This is a genomic window from Mucilaginibacter glaciei, from assembly GCF_014773245.1.
GTDB classification, from domain to species: Bacteria; Bacteroidota; Bacteroidia; order Sphingobacteriales; family Sphingobacteriaceae; genus Mucilaginibacter; species Mucilaginibacter glaciei.
Genome location: NZ_JACWMX010000001.1, coordinates 250224 through 268533 on the forward strand (window position 1 = coordinate 250224; position 18310 = coordinate 268533).

The 18310-nt window shown below is 42.8% G+C and carries 17 protein-coding genes; 10 read left to right on the forward strand and 7 right to left on the reverse strand.

What is annotated here, in order from left to right:
* The first annotated feature begins 51 nt into the window (after nt 1–51).
* Nucleotides 52–336 carry a GNAT family N-acetyltransferase gene (locus IDJ76_RS01190; RefSeq protein ID WP_191159891.1) on the forward strand — a complete coding sequence of 95 codons (285 nt, stop codon included), beginning with the start codon at nt 52–54 and terminating at the stop codon, nt 334–336.
* A 14-nt stretch (nt 337–350) separates the two neighbouring features.
* On the opposite strand, the gene IDJ76_RS01195 is transcribed toward IDJ76_RS01190, so the two are convergent.
* From IDJ76_RS01195 to IDJ76_RS01205, 3 genes are all read right to left on the reverse strand, one after another.
* Nucleotides 351–2732, reverse strand: coding sequence for a GAF domain-containing protein (locus tag IDJ76_RS01195; RefSeq protein WP_191159893.1), 2382 nt, complete (start codon nt 2730–2732; stop codon nt 351–353).
* A gap of 37 nt (nt 2733–2769) precedes the next feature.
* Nucleotides 2770–3912: a putative sensor domain DACNV-containing protein gene (locus IDJ76_RS01200; RefSeq protein WP_191159895.1), complete on the reverse strand. Its 1143-nt coding sequence runs from the start codon at nt 3910–3912 to the stop codon at nt 2770–2772.
* 102 nt (nt 3913–4014) lie between these two features.
* A complete protein-coding gene (locus IDJ76_RS01205; protein WP_191159897.1) occupies nt 4015–4650 on the reverse strand; it encodes a phosphatase PAP2 family protein in 636 nt (211 codons plus the stop codon).
* Nucleotides 4651–4777: 127 nt separating this feature from the next.
* Between IDJ76_RS01205 and IDJ76_RS01210 the strand changes: the two genes are divergently transcribed.
* Genes IDJ76_RS01210 through IDJ76_RS01220 form a run of 3 tightly spaced genes read left to right on the forward strand, consistent with a single transcriptional unit; the run spans nt 4778 to nt 8988 of the window.
* Nucleotides 4778–6055 (forward strand): Pycsar system effector family protein, encoded by a 1278-nt coding sequence (locus IDJ76_RS01210; protein ID WP_191159899.1) that lies wholly within the window; start codon nt 4778–4780, stop codon nt 6053–6055.
* 12 nt (nt 6056–6067) lie between these two features.
* Nucleotides 6068–8098: a polyphosphate kinase 1 gene (gene ppk1, locus IDJ76_RS01215; RefSeq protein WP_191159901.1), complete on the forward strand. Its 2031-nt coding sequence runs from the start codon at nt 6068–6070 to the stop codon at nt 8096–8098.
* Between the two features lie 23 nt (nt 8099–8121).
* Nucleotides 8122–8988: an SdiA-regulated domain-containing protein gene (locus tag IDJ76_RS01220; RefSeq protein ID WP_191159903.1), complete on the forward strand. Its 867-nt coding sequence runs from the start codon at nt 8122–8124 to the stop codon at nt 8986–8988.
* 28 nt (nt 8989–9016) lie between these two features.
* Here IDJ76_RS01220 and IDJ76_RS01225 read toward each other — a convergent pair whose 3' ends face one another.
* On the reverse strand, nt 9017–9610 hold the full coding sequence (locus tag IDJ76_RS01225; RefSeq protein WP_224746150.1) for a sugar transferase: 594 nt from the start codon (nt 9608–9610) through the stop codon (nt 9017–9019).
* 278 nt (nt 9611–9888) lie between these two features.
* The gene (locus IDJ76_RS01230; RefSeq protein WP_191159907.1) at nt 9889–10413 is read right to left on the reverse strand and encodes a DUF6702 family protein; all 525 of its coding nucleotides are present in this window, start codon (nt 10411–10413) and stop codon (nt 9889–9891) included.
* Between the two features lie 65 nt (nt 10414–10478).
* Between IDJ76_RS01230 and IDJ76_RS01235 the strand changes: the two genes are divergently transcribed.
* The 6 genes from IDJ76_RS01235 to IDJ76_RS01260 all read left to right on the forward strand — a co-directional run bounded on the left by IDJ76_RS01235 (nt 10479) and on the right by IDJ76_RS01260 (nt 16855).
* The gene (locus IDJ76_RS01235; protein WP_191159909.1) at nt 10479–11057 is read left to right on the forward strand and encodes a HupE/UreJ family protein; all 579 of its coding nucleotides are present in this window, start codon (nt 10479–10481) and stop codon (nt 11055–11057) included.
* Between the two features lie 33 nt (nt 11058–11090).
* Nucleotides 11091–13499 (forward strand): M1 family metallopeptidase, encoded by a 2409-nt coding sequence (locus IDJ76_RS01240; RefSeq protein ID WP_191159911.1) that lies wholly within the window; start codon nt 11091–11093, stop codon nt 13497–13499.
* A gap of 271 nt (nt 13500–13770) precedes the next feature.
* Nucleotides 13771–14604 (forward strand): MBL fold metallo-hydrolase, encoded by an 834-nt coding sequence (locus tag IDJ76_RS01245; RefSeq protein WP_191159913.1) that lies wholly within the window; start codon nt 13771–13773, stop codon nt 14602–14604.
* Nucleotides 14604–15281, forward strand: a complete 678-nt coding sequence (locus IDJ76_RS01250) for a pseudouridine synthase (protein WP_191159915.1) — start codon at nt 14604–14606, stop codon at nt 15279–15281. Before IDJ76_RS01245 ends, IDJ76_RS01250 begins: the two co-directional genes overlap by 1 nt.
* A gap of 73 nt (nt 15282–15354) precedes the next feature.
* Nucleotides 15355–16593 (forward strand): beta-ketoacyl-ACP synthase II, encoded by a 1239-nt coding sequence (fabF, locus tag IDJ76_RS01255; protein ID WP_191159917.1) that lies wholly within the window; start codon nt 15355–15357, stop codon nt 16591–16593.
* 10 nt (nt 16594–16603) lie between these two features.
* The gene (locus IDJ76_RS01260; RefSeq protein WP_191159919.1) at nt 16604–16855 is read left to right on the forward strand and encodes a DUF1456 family protein; all 252 of its coding nucleotides are present in this window, start codon (nt 16604–16606) and stop codon (nt 16853–16855) included.
* On the opposite strand, the gene IDJ76_RS01265 is transcribed toward IDJ76_RS01260, so the two are convergent.
* Nucleotides 16852–17424 carry a CAP domain-containing protein gene (locus IDJ76_RS01265; protein ID WP_191159921.1) on the reverse strand — a complete coding sequence of 191 codons (573 nt, stop codon included), beginning with the start codon at nt 17422–17424 and terminating at the stop codon, nt 16852–16854. The genes IDJ76_RS01260 and IDJ76_RS01265 overlap by 4 nt on opposite strands.
* Nucleotides 17425–17517: 93 nt before the next feature.
* Nucleotides 17518–18279: a hypothetical protein gene (locus tag IDJ76_RS01270; RefSeq protein WP_191159923.1), complete on the reverse strand. Its 762-nt coding sequence runs from the start codon at nt 18277–18279 to the stop codon at nt 17518–17520.
* Nucleotides 18280–18310 lie beyond the last annotated feature (31 nt).

The window sequence follows — 18310 nt, forward strand, 5'->3', positions numbered from 1 at the left end:
AAAAACATAGACGTTCGCGTTGGTTGTTAATGAGTAGTAAATCACATTATCATGAATTTAAGCGACATCGAAATAAAGAATAATGAAGACATCCACAACTTTGAAATTTTTGTGGATGGACAGCGCGCTTTTATAGATTACAAGGCAAAAGACAATAAGCTATACCTGATACACACAGAAGTCGCTGCCGAATTGCAAGGTAAATGCGTTGCCGAAGCACTGGTTGAAAAGACATTTACCTACATGGAAGCGCATCAGCTAAAACTGGTACCACTATGTACTTATATCCAGGCATATTTAAAACGCCACCCCGAATGGAACCGGTTGCTGGCTTAATTTAAATTAACCTTTTATGATATCAGGTACATATTTTTCTTAGTGTCGGCTATCATTTCCTCATAGGTGTAGCAACGGCGGTCGGGTAAAATGTCATAGCAGATTTTTACGCGCAGCGCTTTTAGGCCCGATACCCCCTGCAAGTCTTCTACTTCCAACACATCAATCTCATGATGCAGCATTTTTTTTGATTGTAAAAAGTGAATGTATTTTTTGTACTCCGTTTCCTCTTCTTTTGTCGTATAAATTATGGTGAGCTTGCCCACGGCGGTTACCCGTTCGCGTGTGTTTTTCACGAAGGCCTTGTCAATACGTTTCTTAACCATTTCAAAACGGGCATTGTAGGTGCCATCCACATCAAAACGTTTCTCGTCCATCCTAAACCGGATGGAAAGCGGCTGACTAAAGGCTAATATCAAGGTGGTAACATCAAGAGGGTAAGGCAACGTATCTTTAATCCGGTGATGCTCGTACTCCATCTGGCAAAGCACCTGGATTTGCCAAAGGCGTAAGTTATACAGATCAGCCATGTTAAAAGTGCGGGTGGGTATAATAGACTGGCCTATGTACAAGTTATGCTCAACGCCATCGGTTTTAAACCTGTCATAATAATGCGGGAATGCTGTTTGTACTTTGTTTTGCCATTTATCCAACATTATCGACATTTTTTCGTTGATCATCGCCACCGTAGTCTCGTACATTTTACGGTGTTCATGAAATTCGCCCGTTTGGCCGGTTTCTAATAGGTAGGCCTTAACATCAGGCGCATCGGCATGCTGCTGCTCAACCACTTTCTTCAACAGCGGGTCTATATGCGTTTCCAGATAAGTCTGGATCATTTGCTCTGTATCGGCACGTAAGGGCAGGTGTAGTTCGTTAGCCATGTTTCGCAGTTTGTCTATGCGCTCCGCCGGCAAGCTTTCTTTAAAGCTGGGTTGTATCTGATCTAATAGCGGGATCAGTGTATTCAATTGATCTTCCAGGTCAAGCTGTACGCTCATGTTACGCGTATCAGACGACCCTTTGATATCTATCTGTCCATATAAAGGATATACATCTCTGAACGTAATCTCTTTTAGTGTGTATTCCTTTCCCTGGCCGTGCATGTCGATATACTTAACCGCCTCCCGTTGAAATTTCCAGTATACACTCGGATGGATAGTGGTATATTCTTTTTGGATCACCGCTCGGATTTGGTTGATCATGTAGGTGTACTGCCTGTCTATCGTGTCTGTCAGGAAGGGCATAACAATTGCCAGCTGGTTGGCGTTGATACTATTCAACTCATAAGGGTTCTCAGAAACTAACTCAATAATGCCGAGCAGGTTGTTATTCTTTACCACCGGCCCTAATATAAAGCTTTGCACACCTTCATTATCAAATCGTTGCGCCAACACGTTATCAGGTTCTTTTTCGAGATATTTCTTTACATCAGATACAGCAAAGTATTTTTTTTGATCAACCAGGTTGGCAAATTCCGCTACACACATCATATTGGCGCAGGTATCTTCCTGCTCGCCAGATAGCAGATAGCTTTTTAGCCTGGAATTAAAGGTAGCCAGCCCGAATTTATCCTCATCAGGATTAAACGTGGTAAACCCAATTTTAAGGTTGGGCATCCTGTATATAGAACGGAATACCGAAAGTACGCTCTCATAAACGTCATCGTTGTATGGTGCGCCAAGTAAGGTTCCTTTTAAGCTCGATACAGCATTCTCAACCGTCGCATCAAACAGGGTTACGATGGCAAAGCCTTTGAGCATCCAACTGTTTACCGGGAAGTATTTTTTCCAAAGCTCAAGGTCGTCAAAGTTATCCCTCAACAGGTCAATGTCCTCAGGAGTAAGCTTTACGGCATGTTCGGTAGGCACCAATTCCATAAAATCGGCATTGTATAAAATGCGGTAGTGTTTTATTACGCCGGCGGCAGTAGGGATATCGTAAAAGAAAGGTTTCGAAAAATCAAAATTTTGGTCGTAATGATCCTTTAGTATCAGGCAGCAACTGAATATGTATAGCTGGTGGTCGTTAAAATCGCGGATGCCGATATCAAATTTTGGCCCGGCATTATTCAGTATCTTTTTAAAACGATTGGTAGGGTTAAATAAAAAATCCTGGAAGGGTGCGGTGATGGCCTTGATCTCATTGTCAGTCAGCGCTTCCGGGAAAAGGTCGGCAACAAGGCGTTTTATCGGCTCTAATTTTTCCTCTAACAGTACCAGGTCATCTATTCCTGTCCTTAACTCTGGGAAGGGCTCAATTTCTTTAAGGATCTGTTTGGCATGTTCGGCCCTGAAACCGGTTTGATTTGCAGCTACATCCTCGTAATGCGCAATCAGCAAATGGAAGGAGATGCACAAACTAAATGGTGTGTTTGAAAAAGTATTTAGATTCATAACCTTTGGGGTTAAATGTGGAGCTTAGGCTAATTTATTATAAAAGTAAAACATCTATGCGATGCGCATGCACCATGTTCAACTGTTCAGACCAGGCAAAAACGGTGAACTGTCCATCCTGCGATGCCACAAGTGCTACCGCATCATGCTGATCACTTACAAATTGGGCTGCGGCCAAATGGCGTGTGCCGCCACTTTGCGCCGGGTGCATTTTTATGGCCTTGCCTTCTGCTATGGGTTCTGTAAAGATAATCTGGCCTACGGGTGCGCTATTTTCCGGTCGGCCAACCTTTACACCAAATGCTAACAAGTCGTATTGCTTGGTAATGATAGTAGCCCCGTCTACAGCGGTAAAACCACCTATTAGGTCAATGGCCTCTAAAAGATCTTCGCGCCACTCCAATCTGTCCTTTTGCAAGTTACGCAACGCCATTAATTCAGAAATTGCGCTATAAGCCGGAGTAACCGGGTATTTAATAGGTTGTACAATAGATGGTTGCCAATTGCTGCTCTCTTGCGGCACTATAAGTACCAAGCCGCCCCGTTTGTGCTTACGCATAGACGATGCAAGTTGCACCAGCACATTAAATGATTCGCCGATAGATTGCGGCAGTGGCATGTTTTCTAAAGATGATAGCAGCGACGGGCAATCGGCAATGCCCATAGTCACTTCGTCTAATATTTTTATCTGATCGCCTTGTAATACGGCAATGTTAACAAATTTGCCAAAGCCACCTACCCGACGGTGCTTAATGACTAACAAACCAGGTTCAACCACTTCTAAAACAAAGCAAATAGCCGGGATGCTGTGGGTTGTACCCCAAATAAACAGGTCGTCGCCCTCGGGCCAAACGCCTAAGTGAATTCCCGGTTGCTCAACGGCAGGTGCTAATTTTATTAAGTTTTGCGGAGTTAAGCGTAGTTTTTCTCCAAATATTAGGGGTTGATCCGACTGGTGTGGCTGCAACAATGCCAGCGATACTGTCGGCGAGTGGCCCTCTTCCCGGCGCAGGCTTGCCCAAAAGGCTATATCTATTACCGCCTCAATAATATTGGTGTCGGGTGCTGTTGCCAGGTTTTCGTTGTCAAGAGAACTCGCTGCCAGCAAATGTTTAGAAAAGTGTGCCTCGATGGTAGGAGCCACCATACGAGCCGGAAGGTAGGTAGGTTCGGATAACATCGATGTATTTATTTTTTATACAATAATACTTAATAAGTAAGGGTTTAACTGTCGCAAATGTTCTTTATGACTTAAGCAAGATGTACCGGTTACTGCGCTCAACTACAGCCTGTCCTTTTTTATTGATCTTAACAAAATAGCGCTCGCACCGCCCAATGATGCCCCAAAAGTTACGTCAGACATATAATGCACACCCAGGTAAGCCCGCGAGTAGGCAACAGAGCCCGCCCAAAGCATAGCCGGTGCCACCACGTACCATTTAGGGTACGCGCTTGACAAGGCCGTAGCCGTTGCAAAACTTGTTGAAGAGTGCCCCGAAGGAAAGGAAGTACTTGTTGGATCATAGACAGCAACTATTTTTAAATTCTGGATGAATGGCCTGCGCCGTTTAAATATAGTTTTTAGCAGTAAGGTAACTCCTGCTGTTACTGCCGTGCTGCTGGCCACATAAAGTGCGTTTTGGCGCATTTGGCTATCGTTACGTATAATGCCACCTCCCAGTAGTACAAGCGGCACGGCAACATTACCATAATCTAAAGAGTGCGTAAAAAAAAGCATCACCTTGGTTTGCTTTGGTGTGCGGTGAGCTGCAATATCGAGCATCACATTATCATCAAAACGCTGCATCCTTAGCCTAAAACCCAGGGTGTCTTGTGCTGCAACAATTGCCGGGAATAAGAAACCAAGTTGTAAAACAATGAATATGAATATTTTTTGGCTTTTTTTGGCTGTTTGCATTATTAACCGGCTAAAGATTTAAATTTTTATATTTATACGCAAAGTAAACAGTATTTGATATTGTATAACATCTAATGCTAAAAAAACGTTTTAACAGCTGTTTTTTACATCTACGTAATCAAAAAACATGAACTATCAACACTTACTAAAACAGGTTAATGAGTACACGCTGGATTATTATAAACAGCACACCAACCCTACCCTTATATACCATAGCAAACAGCATACAGAATACGTGGCCGGCAAGGCAACACAAATAGCCAACCACTATCAGTTGAATGATCGTGATTTTTTTGTAGTGGTTGCTGCAGCCTGGTTTCATGACTTGGGCTACATGGTTGATATGAAAGCTCACGAGGAAGAAAGTGCTAAGCTTGCCGATGCATTTTTGAAAGAGCGTAAAGTTGATGATGCGGTAATTAAAGATATCGACGATTGCATTATGGCTACAAAAATGCCACAGTCGCCTAGAACGCAGTTGCAACAAATTATTTGTGATGCCGACCTTTTTCACCTGGGTACCGATGATTTTGCCGATAAGGATAAATTGCTTCATAACGAGGTTGAAAATATCAGTAATACAGAAATAAGCAAGCAGGAATGGCGCGTTAAAAGCATTACGTTTTTGCAGGGACATCATTACCACACCGATTACGCTCAATTACTACTGAGCGACGGTAAGCAAAAGAATTTGAATAAGTTGCAGGAAAAGGTGGATGCAAAAAATAAGAAAGACGAGAAAAAGGATTTGAAAGAAAAAAAGCAGCCGGAAGAAGTACCCGGCTTAATGATGGATTATAGCACCGTTGCAGACAAGCCCGCCACAGTCGATACACCAAAAGATAGCAAAAGTAAAAAGGAAAAAGCCGATAAGCAGGACAAGGGCGTACAAACTATGTTCCGGATTAGCTCTGCCAATCACCAGCGATTAAGTGATATGGCTGATAATAAGGCTCATATCATGATAACCGTTAACTCCATAATATTATCGGCCATTATCAGTTTATTGCTGCGCCGCCTGGGTGAATATGAATATTTAACGGTACCGACTTTTATATTGCTGACCGTTAGTTTATTGGCTATGACGTTTTCTATCCTGGCTACGCGCCCTTCCATCCCGCCCGGAACCTTTACGCGTGATGATGTGGACGAGAAGAAGGTGAACCTGTTGTTTTTTGGTAATTTTTATAAAATGGGCCTTGACGAATATGCCTATGGGATGACTAAAATGATGCACGATACCGATTTTTTGTACGACAGTTTGATAAAAGACGTGTATGCCCAAGGCGTGGTTTTGGGTAAAAAGTATCGCCTGCTGCGCATCGCCTACAATATTTTCATGTTTGGTTTAATAGGTTCGGTTGTGGCGTTTATTATTGCTTCGGCATTATTTAGTTCAAAATAAAACCTCCCGGGTATGCTACCTCAATATTTTAACAGGGACTTAAGCTGGTTAACCTTTAACGAGCGTGTGCTTGATGAGGCCGCCAATGCGCAGGTACCTTTGCTTGATCGTATTAAATTCCTGTCTATCTATTCGTCTAACCTTGATGAGTTTTACCGTGTGCGGATGCCTGTGTTAAGGGCACTGACCAAAGTTGGCCAAAAGAAAAATAATGATATAGATGCCGATGAGCACGCCGGTGCTTTAGACAATGCCGGCAACATGATACTGGCGCAGCAACAAAAATTTGGTCAGATACTGACCCGGGAGATACTCCCGCAGCTTAAAGCCAATAATATCCATCTTTTATATAATGAGCCATTGCCCGATGCCTTATTGGATAGGGTGACCGGTTATTTCCTGACGGAGGTGCTGGCCTTTTTGCAGCCCCTAGCACTAAATGATCAAACAAAGTTCTTCCCGGAGAACAACAAGCTTTATTACGTGGTGCAATTACAGGATGCCGGCAAAGAGAAGCTGGTGCTGCTCAATATCCCTTCTGATGAGTTGCCTCGTTTTTATACTGCCAACGCAGGTGATGAACAGGTAGTGATTTTTCTGGACGATATACTGAGGTTTAGCCTGGATAAATTATTCAAGAACGCTGTTATTGAGAATTGCTACAGTATTAAAATAACAAGGGATGCCGAGCTTGATCTGAAGGATGAGTATAAGGATGATCTGGCCGAACAATTGGAGACCCAGTTGAATAAACGCGATATGGGGCTGGCGACCCGTTTTTTATACCAGGCAGATATGCCGCTACGTATTTTGCAGCAAATTATTCAGTTTCTTGATCTGCAAAATGCTACAACCGTACAAGGTGGCCATTATCATAATCTGAAAGATTTTGCGGCATTCCCGGTAGAGGATAATGCCTTGTTGTTTCAAAGATGGCCAGCGACCAGTTCCGGGATTACCGTCACCGAGCCCCTTGTAAGCACTATTGTTAAAAAAGATATGTTGGTAAGTACGCCCTACCAATCCTATGATACCGTTTTGCGTTTTTTTAACGAGGCCGCCAATAACCCCGACGTGGAAGAGATAAATGTTACACTTTACCGTGTAGCCAGTAACTCGCGCATTGTGAATGCACTGATCAGCGCGGCTAAGAATGGCAAGCAGGTACGCGTGTTGGTTGAGCTCAAGGCAAGGTTTGATGAAGCCAACAACCTAAAATGGGCCAAGAGAATGAAGGCTGCCGGCGTACAGATCATTTATAGCGTAACGGCGCTTAAGGTACACGCAAAAGTAGCATTGGTTAAAACACGCCAGGGTAACCGTATCAAATACTCGGGTTTATTAGCCACAGGTAATTTTAACGAGGGTACGGCTAAATTTTACACCGACCACATTCTTTTTACCACCAACCCCAAACTGCTGCGCGAGGTTGAACTGTTGTTTATATTTTTAGCCCGCCGTGAAAAGCCTTCATCCGCTAACCAAATCAAGTTTAAGCATCTTTTAGTGGCGCAGTTCAACTTGCAGTCGCGGTTTTTAGAGTTGATAGACAGGGAGATACGCAATGCAAAAAATGGTTTGCCAAGCGGTATTACTATAAAAATGAATAACCTGGAAGAACGGGTTTTAATAGATAAGCTGTACGAGGCATCACAGGCGGGAGTGAAGGTAGCGTTGATCATCCGGAGTATTTGTTGTTTGGTACCCGGTGTTAAGGATCTAAGTGAGAATATCACCATCAAACGTATTGTAGACCGCTACCTGGAGCATGGGCGCGTTTTCTTATTCAATAATAACAACGATACGCAAGTGTTTATGGGATCGGCCGATTGGATGAACCGCAATATTTATAACCGTATAGAGGTTTGCTTTCCCATATTTGATATTGCAGTAAAGCAGCAGTTAATACAAATGATTGAATTGCAATTGGCCGATAATGTACAGGCGGTGATCATTGACAGCCAATTAAATCAGCTTAAGCCAGCGATAGACGATAAAGCTATCCAGTCGCAAAAAGAAATATACAGTTTACTAAACAATTAGGCGCCGTTAATAATTATACTACAATGAAAAAAGCTACCATGTTTTCTTTGTTGCTTATAGGAATTATCGGATCTTCTTGCAGCCAGTCAAAAAAAACTAACGCATACGGGCCTTCCGGCTATGATCTGAGTAAACCTGTTAAGTACGCTATGCCCTCCGAACTGTTAGAAATTTCGGGCATCGCTTATAATAACGGAGATGCCAGCCGTATTTATGCCGAGCAGGACGAAGATGGTAATGTGTACTATTTTCGCCCCGGCGAAAAAAAAGTGCAGTCTGTAAAGTTCGCTAAGCATGGTGATTACGAGGATATTGCCGTCGTTGGCAGCCGAATAGTTATAATGCGCAGCGACGGTAAGTTCTACAGCCTCGCACTGAGTGAAGTAAACAGCGGTAAGCTAAGTGATATTAAGGAGTTTAAAGATATGTTGCCCGCCGGCGAATATGAAGGCCTCTATGCAGACCAACCGGCTAATAAATTGTATGCATTATGCAAGCAATGCCCCGGCGATAAGCACGACAAAGAATGTAGCGGGTTTATCTTTAACGTAGCGGCGGATGGTGCAATGAGTGCCGCAGGGAATTTTAAGGTTAATGTAAAAAAGATTGCTGAATTATCCGGCGGTAAACGCAAAATGAAATTCCACCCATCGGCGTTGGCAAAAAATCCATTAACTAAACAGTGGTATATCTTATCATCGGTTAATAAGTTGCTGGTAGTAACAGATGAGAATTGGACGGTGCAACAAGCTATCCCATTAGATGCAAGTTTATTTTTACAGGCCGAAGGGATAGCCATTGACAAGCAGGGCAATCTGTACATATCTAACGAGGGCAATACACTTAACCCGGGTAACATATTACTGTTCAAATATGCTAAAGCAAAATAAGATGTAGATCAATTAGAAGTAAGCCAGGTTAGTAAGCGTTTTCGTCGCCTTTAACTACACTTACAATGGTGTTGATGATGATGCGGATATCGCCGGTAATAGTCCAGTTCTCTATATACCATATATCGTACTCGGTACGGCGGATGATCTGTTCATGGTCCCTGATCTCGCCACGATAGCCATTTACCTGCGCCCAACCCGTTATACCCGGGCGTAAAAAGTGCCTGTCCATATATTGATCGACCGTAAGGCTATATTCTTCAGTATGTTTAAGCATATGCGGGCGGGGGCCAACGATGCTCATCTCGCCAAAAAGAACATTAAAAAATTGAGGAAGCTCGTCAATACTGGTACGGCGCATAAATGCACCCATCCGCGTGGTACGGAAATCGCCTTTGATGGCTTGGGCATTACTATTATTAACCCGCATACTGCGGAACTTGTAGCACCAAAAAGGTTTATTATTTCTACCCGACCGTTCTTGTTTGAAAATTCCCGGCCCTGCCGACTCCATCTTTATGATGATAACCAATAACGGTAAAAGCCAGGATAGTACGAATATAATAACTGCTAAACTTAATAATATATCTAATAATCGCTTTAATGTACGGTTTTTATTCATAATGTAATTAAACATTCGCGCCCTAATGTATGCTCAATTGTAAATACCGGCAACGATTGCATACACTTAGCATCCATTTTATTAGCAATATATACTAATTATAATTCAATGGTTTATTGTGCGTGGGGGTTTGCAAATATCAAAAAATTATGCTTTAAAATGAAATTTAATATCCCTGCAAACGCCCCGTTACAAGTTACTGATGCAAGTTGAAATAAATTGTGGTTTTAAAAGTAAGTAAACATTTATAATAAAACTTTATTGCTAAAAGCATTTAGCTAAAATACTTGCGTTATCTTTTTGTTGGGGTAGTCGAGTTTGGCGCTCTTTCGGTTACCTGCTACCGTCATGTGAACAATATTTAGCTGATCGTCATAAACGTTTTGCAGCAGGCTTATCTCCGCGTCAATCCTTTTAGGAGCCGTCATCTTAGCCGACTCTAGGAATACGTTAACTGCTTCACGGTTTATTTCAAAACCGAGGTAATTAAGTGCAAGCGGAGCGGTACCCGTCTTTAATTGCAAATGGCTGTCTACATAGTTTTTTACCAGAACATCCATTGCCTTATGCATATCCGCTTTGTTTAAATCGGCTTTGGTATGAAATTGTTTTTCCAAAGCGGTTTCAAAATCATCTGTAAAAATGGTACAAATAACCTCCATTTGCCCGTCTTGTGCATTAAAGCTTACATCTGTAGTGCTTACATGTAATGGATGAAAGTTTGCGCGATGCACTTTATGCACAAAAAAAGCCGACGAAAAAATGTAACAATATAATAGCGATTTAGCTAAAAAAGCACTCATAGTATAAGGGGATTTTAATACTGTTAAAAACGTCTTAAATTTACGCTTTCAACGCCCATATTATTATGTCGGATTTTCTTTTTTATTTTGGGCTGGGCTGGAAACATATTATCAGTATTGATGCGCTCGATCACCAGCTTTTTATTTTGGCATTGGCATCGGTTTACACTTTCGGTAATATTAAGCAGGTTTTGATATTGGTTACCGCATTTACCATTGGGCATTCGTTAACGCTGGCCTTGAGCGTAATGGATATTATTAGGTTTCCAAGCAGGTGGGTAGAGTTTTTAATTCCCTGCACCATACTGATCACCGCATTGAATAACATCCTGCGGATAGATAAAAAAGAAGGCAGTGCCAAAGTGAATTATTACCTGGCTCTTGGGTTCGGGCTGATCCATGGGATGGGTTTTGCAAACGCCATCCGGATCATGCTGGCAAAAGACCAATCGATTGCGATGGGGCTTTTTGGTTTCAATATCGGGCTGGAAGCCGGGCAAATCTGTGTAGTTGCTGTGGTGCTGCTTTTTGCCTTATTATTTATAAAATATTTAAAAGTTACCCGCCGCGATTGGGTGTTTTTTATCTCGGCAGGTGTATTTGCATTATCGTTACAGATGGCATTTGAAAGATTGCCATTTTAAGTTAAATTTGATTCTTTAAACCCCCATAAAAATATGAAGCGGATTTTTACAAGCGTTCTATTTTCGTTAAGTATAATCGGTGCGGCATTTGCGCAGGATATACAAAACAACCCAGGCAGCAACCACGGTAACAAGTTTGAGCAGTTAGGTACCATCCTGAATACGCCGAACGAACAACGTACCGCCAGTGGTGCACCCGGTACCAAATACTGGCAACAACGGGCAGATTACAACATTAAGTGCGAGCTTGATGAGAAGAACCTGAAGTTAACAGGTAGTGAAACCGTTACGTATTTTAATAACTCGCCAGATCCGCTTACATACATTTGGTTACAGTTAGACGAGAACGAGCACAACACCTTAAATAATGCCAATTACCAGAGCAGCTCATCAATGCCGCGGTTCTCAACTACTCAAAATATAGATCGCTCTGCCGGCCGTAATGGCGATGTGGATAACGGTTTAGGTGATATGATCACTAAACTAACCGATGCAACCGGCAAAAAATTAAGCTATACCATCAACAAAACCATGATGCGGATAGACCTTCCAACGCCATTAAAACCTGGTGCGCAGTTTATCTTCAACCTGGATTGGAACTATAAAATCACCGATAGGCTTGCTATTGGTGGCCGTGGTGGCTATGAGTATTTTCCTGAAGATGGTAACTACTTATTCACCATGACGCAGTGGTACCCGCGCCTTTGTGTTTATAGCGATTTTCAGGGATGGCAAAACCATCAGTTTACCGGCCGTGGCGAGTTTGCGCTTACGTTTGGTAACTTCCATGTACAAATCACCGTACCTGCCGATCACGTTATTGGTGGTACAGGCGAATGTATTAACTATAGTGCTGTGTTAAGTCCCGAAAAAATGGCCCGTTACAACCGTGCTAAAACGGCAACTGCTCCTGTAGAAATTGTTACGCTTGCAGAGGCTAAGAAAGCGGAGAAGGCACCATCTACGGCTAAAAAAACCTGGGTTTTCCAGGCGAATAATGTACGCGACTTTGCATTTGGATCATCACGTAAATTTATTTGGGACGGCATGGGCCAGAAAGTGGCCGGCAAAACTGTAATGTGCATGAGCTATTATGGTAAAGAAGCCTATAACCTGTACAATAAATATTCGTCAAGGCTGGTTGCCCACACGGTAAAAACGTATTCTGATTTTACAATCCCTTATCCTTACCCCGTAGCCCAATCTGTTGAGGCATCTAACGGTATGGAATACCCGATGATATGCTTTAATTATGGCCGTACCGAAAAGGATGGTACGTACAGCGAAAGCACGAAAAACGGTATGATAGGCGTAGTGATCCATGAGGTAGGCCACAACTTTTTCCCAATGATCGTGAATAGCGATGAGCGCCAGTGGACATGGATGGACGAGGGTTTGAACTCATTTGTGGAATACCTGACCGAAGAGCTTTGGGACAATAAGTTCCCTAGCAAAAAAGGAGCAGCCTACACCATTGTTGATTACATGAAGTTGCCTAAAAATGAATTAGAGCCAACCATGACCAACTCTGAAAATATTGTACGCTTTGGCCCTAACGCTTATTCTAAACCGGCTACTGCCTTAAATATTTTGCGTGAGTCTATTATGGGCCGTAAGCTGTTTGATTATGCCTTTAAAGAATATGCACGCCGTTGGGCCTTTAAACACCCTACACCTGCCGACCTGTTCCGCACCATGGAAGATGCGAGCGGCGAGGATCTGGATTGGTTTTGGAGAGGCTGGTTTTACGGAACCGACCCGGTTGATATCTCCTTAGATTCGGTTAAATATGCGAAGGCCGACCTGGATGGCAAGATGCCGGCTGCACGGAGGCCAAATGGCGCACCTAAGGTTGCACCTGCAACCGTAAACAGCTTTGAAGATCTTTCCAAGAGCAGGAACAAGAATGACAAGAACATCAAATTCCTTACCGACAGGGATACCGCAACGCAAGATTTTTACTGGAAATACGACAGGGGATTGATTGGTGTGGATAGTGCTAAGTTCGCATCGATTATGAAAACCCAGGCCGCAAATGCGCAGCCTAATACGCCGGAAGCCGTTACCGACGCCGACAGGGCAAAATATGCCAACAAGTTTTTCTACGAACTGAGCTTTAGTAATAAAGGGGGCTTGGTAATGCCTATCATCGTAGAATTTACTTTTAAAGATGGCACCAAACAAGTAGATCGTATCCCTGCACAGGTATGGCGTTTAAACGAACGTTCGGTATCTAAATTTTATATTCAGGATAAAGAGGTTACCTCTATTAAGCTTGACCCAATGCGCGAAACCGCCGATATTGACGAGAGCAACAACCATTGGGGTAAAATACCTGAGCCTTCAAAGTTCCAGCTGTTTAAACAGCGTGCAGGTGGCGCAGGCCCCGTACGTGGCCAGTCGGTAGGGGTTAACCCAATGCAGGTTTCAGCGTCTAAGTAACAAGTTAAGGAACCATTTTATATTAAAAAACCCCGCAGATATCTTCTGCGGGGTTTTTTTCTGGTTGGAGTCTCCACTTCAACCCAAGACTAAAACTGTAGGATCAGGCTTTCGCTGACTATAAACTATCGTAAGGTTTTACAGATATTTAGGTGCAGCACTCTCATTTCAGGAGTACTAAATTAATACAATTTTCGGGGTTTCGTTTCAATTAAAAATTTACACGTTTTATGCTTTTTCTATCAGCTTAAAATGTTTTACTTTGCAGGCTATGCCGGTGTTTATTGCGTCTTTAAATTCGGGGAGTAACGGCAATTGCTATTATGTTGGTAATGAGCGCGAAGCGGTCCTGGTCGATGCCGGTATATCCTGCCGAGAAACGGAGAAAAGGATGACCCGGCTCGGCTTATCCATGAAACTGGTAAAGGCTATATTTATCTCGCATGAACATTCAGATCATATTCGCGGACTGGCTGTTTTGGCAAAAAAATACCGTTTGCCTGTTTATATCACCGATGGTACGGTTCATCATTGTGGCGATATACCTAAAGAACTTTGCTGCACTTTAAAATCATATTTACCTGTTCAAATCGGTAATTTAGAAATAATCGCCTTTCCAAAGCATCATGACGCTGTCGAGCCGCATAGTTTTATGATCAGCAATGGCGATACTAAAATTGGGGTATTTACAGACATTGGCGCGCCCTGCGAACACCTCATCCGCCATTTTGGGCAGTGCCATGCTGCTTTCCTGGAAGCTAATTATGATGAAGACATGCTGGAGCAGGGCAGGTATCCCTTTTATTTAAAACGGCGCATTCGTAGTGGCAAGGGCCACTTATCCAATAAGCAGGCATTGGATATGTTTATCGAACATAAATCGCCGTACATGACCCACTTGCTATTGGCGCATCTATCTAAAGATAACAACAACCCCGAGCTGGCGCAGCAACTATTTGCGCAACACTCCGGGGATACGCATGTAAGCGTAGCCTCGAGAGATGAAGAGAGCGCCGTTTATTGTATAGACCCATCGCCGGTTGTGTTAACGGAATTAAACGCTGTTAACCAAATTACCGGGCAGTTTCAGTTTGTATTAAGTTGATGCTGGAGATACTTTATCAAGACGACCATTTGATCGCGATCAATAAACCGCACGGCTTACTGGTGCACCGCTCATCTATAGCTGCAGATGCAGAAGAATTTGCGCTACAGCTACTGCGTGATCAGATCGGTAAGAAAGTTAATCCTGCCCACCGGATAGACCGTAAAACGGGCGGCGTATTATTATTCGCGTTTGATAAGCCTACAGAGATTGCCATGCAGCAGGCCTTTATGGAAAATCGGGTAAAGAAAAAATATCTGGCTATTTTGCGCGGTTATACGCCGGATATGGAAGAGATTGATTACCCGCTGCGTAAAGAGAACGGTACCTTACAAGAGGCTTTTACCCGGTACAAAACTTTGTACAGGGCAGAGTTGGAAGTAGCTTTGGGCAAACATAGCACTTCGCGCTATTCGCTGGTAGAGGCAGCTCCTGAAACCGGTAGGATGCACCAGCTGAGAAAGCACTTCGCCCATATATTCCACCCTATAATTGGCGACCGGACACATGGTTGTAATAAGCAAAATAAACTTTTTAAGGAAACCTGGGAACTGGATACCATGATGCTGCATGCATCTGAATTATCTTTTGAACATCCTGTAAGCGGCGAATTGGTAACCATTAATGCAGCTTTACAACCAGAGTTTGTACGCACTATGGGAATAATGGGCTGGTAAATAAATACGAAACTTTGCTTTAGCGATAGTACTTTTGCGATAAATATTATATAAAAATATTGTTTAATAATTGATGAAAAGAGTTGTTGTTACCGGTTTGGGTGTTGTTTCTGCAGTAGGAAATGATGTTGCCGGTTTTTGGAATAATATAGTTGAAGGTAACAGCCCGGCTAAAGCTATTACCCGGTTTAATCCCGAAAAATTTAAAACACAGTTTGCCACGCAGATAATAGACCTTGACCCTAAACTTTACCTGGATAGGAATGATATCAAGCGGAGCGATCTTTATACCCAATATGCTCTTATCGCGGCCAAACAAGCCATTGATGATTCGGGTTTTGATATAAACACCATGTCGCCGTTTGATGTGGGGGTAATATTTGGTACTGCGCAAGGTGGCATGGAGACTTTTGAACAGCAGTATAAAGAATACGCAGCATCGGGGTTCGAGCCGCATTTTAACCCTTTCTTTATTCCAAAAACGCTGGTTAACATGGCATCAGGTGTAATTTCTATCAAGTTTGGTTTAATGGGGGTTAACTTCTCCACAGCTTCAGCCTGTGCGAGTGCTAATACGGCTATTATGGATGCAGCAAATTATATTCGTTGGGGGCAGGCCAAAATAATTATTACCGGTGGTTCTGATGCGCCGATCAGTGAAGCGTCTATAGGCGGATATAATTCTTTAAAGGCATTGTCGACCCGTAATGATGCCCCAACTAAAGCATCAAGGCCATTTGACGTAGAGCGCGACGGTTTTGTGATGGGCGAGGGTGCCGGCGTGTTGGTGTTAGAAGAATACGAGCATGCTAAAGCGCGTGGTGCACATATTTATGCTGAAGTTGCCGGTAGCGCCATGACATCTGATGCATACCACATCACCGCAACGCATCCGGAAGGTAAGGGTGCAATAGAGGGCATGAAAAGAGCGTTACATGATGCGGGTTTAAACGCTGCAGATATCGACTACGTTAATGCGCATGCTACCTCAACCCCTGTTGGTGACATCAGCGAATCTAAAGCGATCAAAGCGGTGTTTGAAGATAACGCGGACTTGCATATCAGTGCAACCAAATCAATTACGGGCCATTTGTTAGGCGCGGCAGGGGCGGTAGAAGCTATCGTTGCTATTAAGGCGATAACCGAGGGCATAGTACCGCCGACTATAAACACCGAAACTATCGATCCGGAAATCCCCAAAGGCTTAAACATTGTAATCAAAGAAGCTATCAACAAAAAAATTAACGCCGCATTAAGTAATACCTTTGGTTTTGGCGGGCATAACGGGATTGTGATATTTAAAAAAATATAATCAGCAGTCTATGAGCAATAATGATGTGATGAAAAAACTGCGTGTGGCCCTAAGCCTGCGTGATGACGATATTATCGAAATACTGAAACTGGCTAACTTTCGCACAACAAAAACGGAACTGAGCGCCATTTTTCGTGCGGATGATCATCCTAACTTTCAGCCTTGTAAAGATCAGCTGCTCCGTAATTTTTTAAACGGCCTTGTAATTTACAAACGCGGCCCTATGCCTAAAAAAGAGAAAAAGGAAGAGCCGAACGCTTAATGTGATGTTATCGGATCTTGCTGGATCAAACGGTATTTTCCAGCCTTTATCAACCGCTGCTGTTCGGCACTGAATGATTCGCGGCCGCCAAAATCCTGTACCCAGTATTTATTGATCTCGGCAACGCCCACTTCTTTAAAACCGGGGTTCATTAAGTTTTTGCAATGGCCCTCGCTTCTAAACCAACCGGCCATAACCTCGGCAATGTCGTTTTGCCCAAAGGCGATGTTCTCGCCGATCATAAAACTTTTAAACCCCTTAAATTTGTAGCCCGATGTAACAATGCGGGTTTCCATAGTGCGGCCATCTTTACTGGTGTGGCTAAAATATTCTTGCCGCGCCATATCTTTGGCGTGCCCTTCGGCAGATTGTTGCAGGTTATCATTCCAAACGACAGGGGCGACAGGTGGCATGTAGGTGTTGCCGCAGGTACATCCTTTTTCGCGGGTACGGTTTATTAGCTCTAAAAATTGATTTTTAAAACTCGAGTGACTGGCCGGTTGATACGAAAAGCCTGCGGTAATAATAAGTATAGCAATAACGGCTATAGCCAAAAATATTTTCCTCATGTCGGTTTATTTGACATTTAAAATAGCCAGTGGTTTAAAGCAAAAACGACCACCTTGTTGGGCAGTCGTTTTATATATATTGGGTCGAGTATTTTATAAAGATGCGTAGCGTTTGGCTGCGTTTAATTTATTCATCTTCTTAGCAGTAGTGCTTACTGCAACTTTCTTTTTAAGAACCACTTTTACTTTAGCGGTATCGGGCGTGGCAGCCATAGCTGTTGACCGTAACTGATCTTCGGTTAATACCTGATCATTTAACTCAGAAGCACGTTTTGATGCAAGATCGCCTTTCTCTGTATCACCCATTCTGTTATATAAATAGGCATAATTTTTTTGAACCAAAGCCTCTAATTTGGTAAGCTTGTTTTTTGTTGATAATACTAACGCTTCATTTAAATCGCGCATAGCTAACTTATAGTCCTTATTGCTCATTTTTACGCTTGATAAACGTACAAGTGAGTTAACAATACCGTCGATATCTTTTCTGTCCCTTGATATTTTGTTTGACTGTAACACAAACCATTTGGCCTGGGCTAATTTGCCTTGCGACTGGTATACTTTAGATAGATAATCAAAGCAAGTACGCATCCCCAAGGTATCATCATAATAGCTGTAGTTGTGCAAAGCCAGCATAGTGTAATTCAACGCCTCATCTTGGTAATAACGTTTAACGCCGCTATGTTTAATGGTATCGTACTGTAAATATTGGGTTGCAATTGCTTGATATATGCCACCTTTTAATGAGTCATTTTTAGTTAGCTGCAATTGCGATTTTAAACTGTCTAAATTGCGGGTATCTGCAAATACATTAGCTGATGCTAAGAATAATATGGCGATAGTAAGTAGTTTTTTCATATTAATATACATTGCTTTGTACATAAATATA

Coding starts and splice junctions, on each gene's coding strand:
- IDJ76_RS01245 (WP_191159913.1), top strand. CDS start 13,771: ATGCCGGTGTTTATTGCGTCTTTAAATTCGGGGAGTAACGGCAATTGC.
- IDJ76_RS01190 (WP_191159891.1), top strand. CDS start 52: ATGAATTTAAGCGACATCGAAATAAAGAATAATGAAGACATCCACAAC.
- IDJ76_RS01270 (WP_191159923.1), bottom strand. CDS start 18,279: ATGAAAAAACTACTTACTATCGCCATATTATTCTTAGCATCAGCTAAT.
- IDJ76_RS01260 (WP_191159919.1), top strand. CDS start 16,604: ATGAGCAATAATGATGTGATGAAAAAACTGCGTGTGGCCCTAAGCCTG.
- IDJ76_RS01200 (WP_191159895.1), bottom strand. CDS start 3,912: ATGTTATCCGAACCTACCTACCTTCCGGCTCGTATGGTGGCTCCTACC.
- IDJ76_RS01220 (WP_191159903.1), top strand. CDS start 8,122: ATGAAAAAAGCTACCATGTTTTCTTTGTTGCTTATAGGAATTATCGGA.
- IDJ76_RS01265 (WP_191159921.1), bottom strand. CDS start 17,424: ATGAGGAAAATATTTTTGGCTATAGCCGTTATTGCTATACTTATTATT.
- IDJ76_RS01195 (WP_191159893.1), bottom strand. CDS start 2,732: ATGAATCTAAATACTTTTTCAAACACACCATTTAGTTTGTGCATCTCC.
- IDJ76_RS01250 (WP_191159915.1), top strand. CDS start 14,604: ATGCTGGAGATACTTTATCAAGACGACCATTTGATCGCGATCAATAAA.
- IDJ76_RS01230 (WP_191159907.1), bottom strand. CDS start 10,413: ATGAGTGCTTTTTTAGCTAAATCGCTATTATATTGTTACATTTTTTCG.
- IDJ76_RS01240 (WP_191159911.1), top strand. CDS start 11,091: ATGAAGCGGATTTTTACAAGCGTTCTATTTTCGTTAAGTATAATCGGT.
- IDJ76_RS01225 (WP_224746150.1), bottom strand. CDS start 9,610: ATGAATAAAAACCGTACATTAAAGCGATTATTAGATATATTATTAAGT.
- IDJ76_RS01205 (WP_191159897.1), bottom strand. CDS start 4,650: ATGCAAACAGCCAAAAAAAGCCAAAAAATATTCATATTCATTGTTTTA.
- fabF (WP_191159917.1), top strand. CDS start 15,355: ATGAAAAGAGTTGTTGTTACCGGTTTGGGTGTTGTTTCTGCAGTAGGA.
- IDJ76_RS01235 (WP_191159909.1), top strand. CDS start 10,479: ATGTCGGATTTTCTTTTTTATTTTGGGCTGGGCTGGAAACATATTATC.
- ppk1 (WP_191159901.1), top strand. CDS start 6,068: ATGCTACCTCAATATTTTAACAGGGACTTAAGCTGGTTAACCTTTAAC.
- IDJ76_RS01210 (WP_191159899.1), top strand. CDS start 4,778: ATGAACTATCAACACTTACTAAAACAGGTTAATGAGTACACGCTGGAT.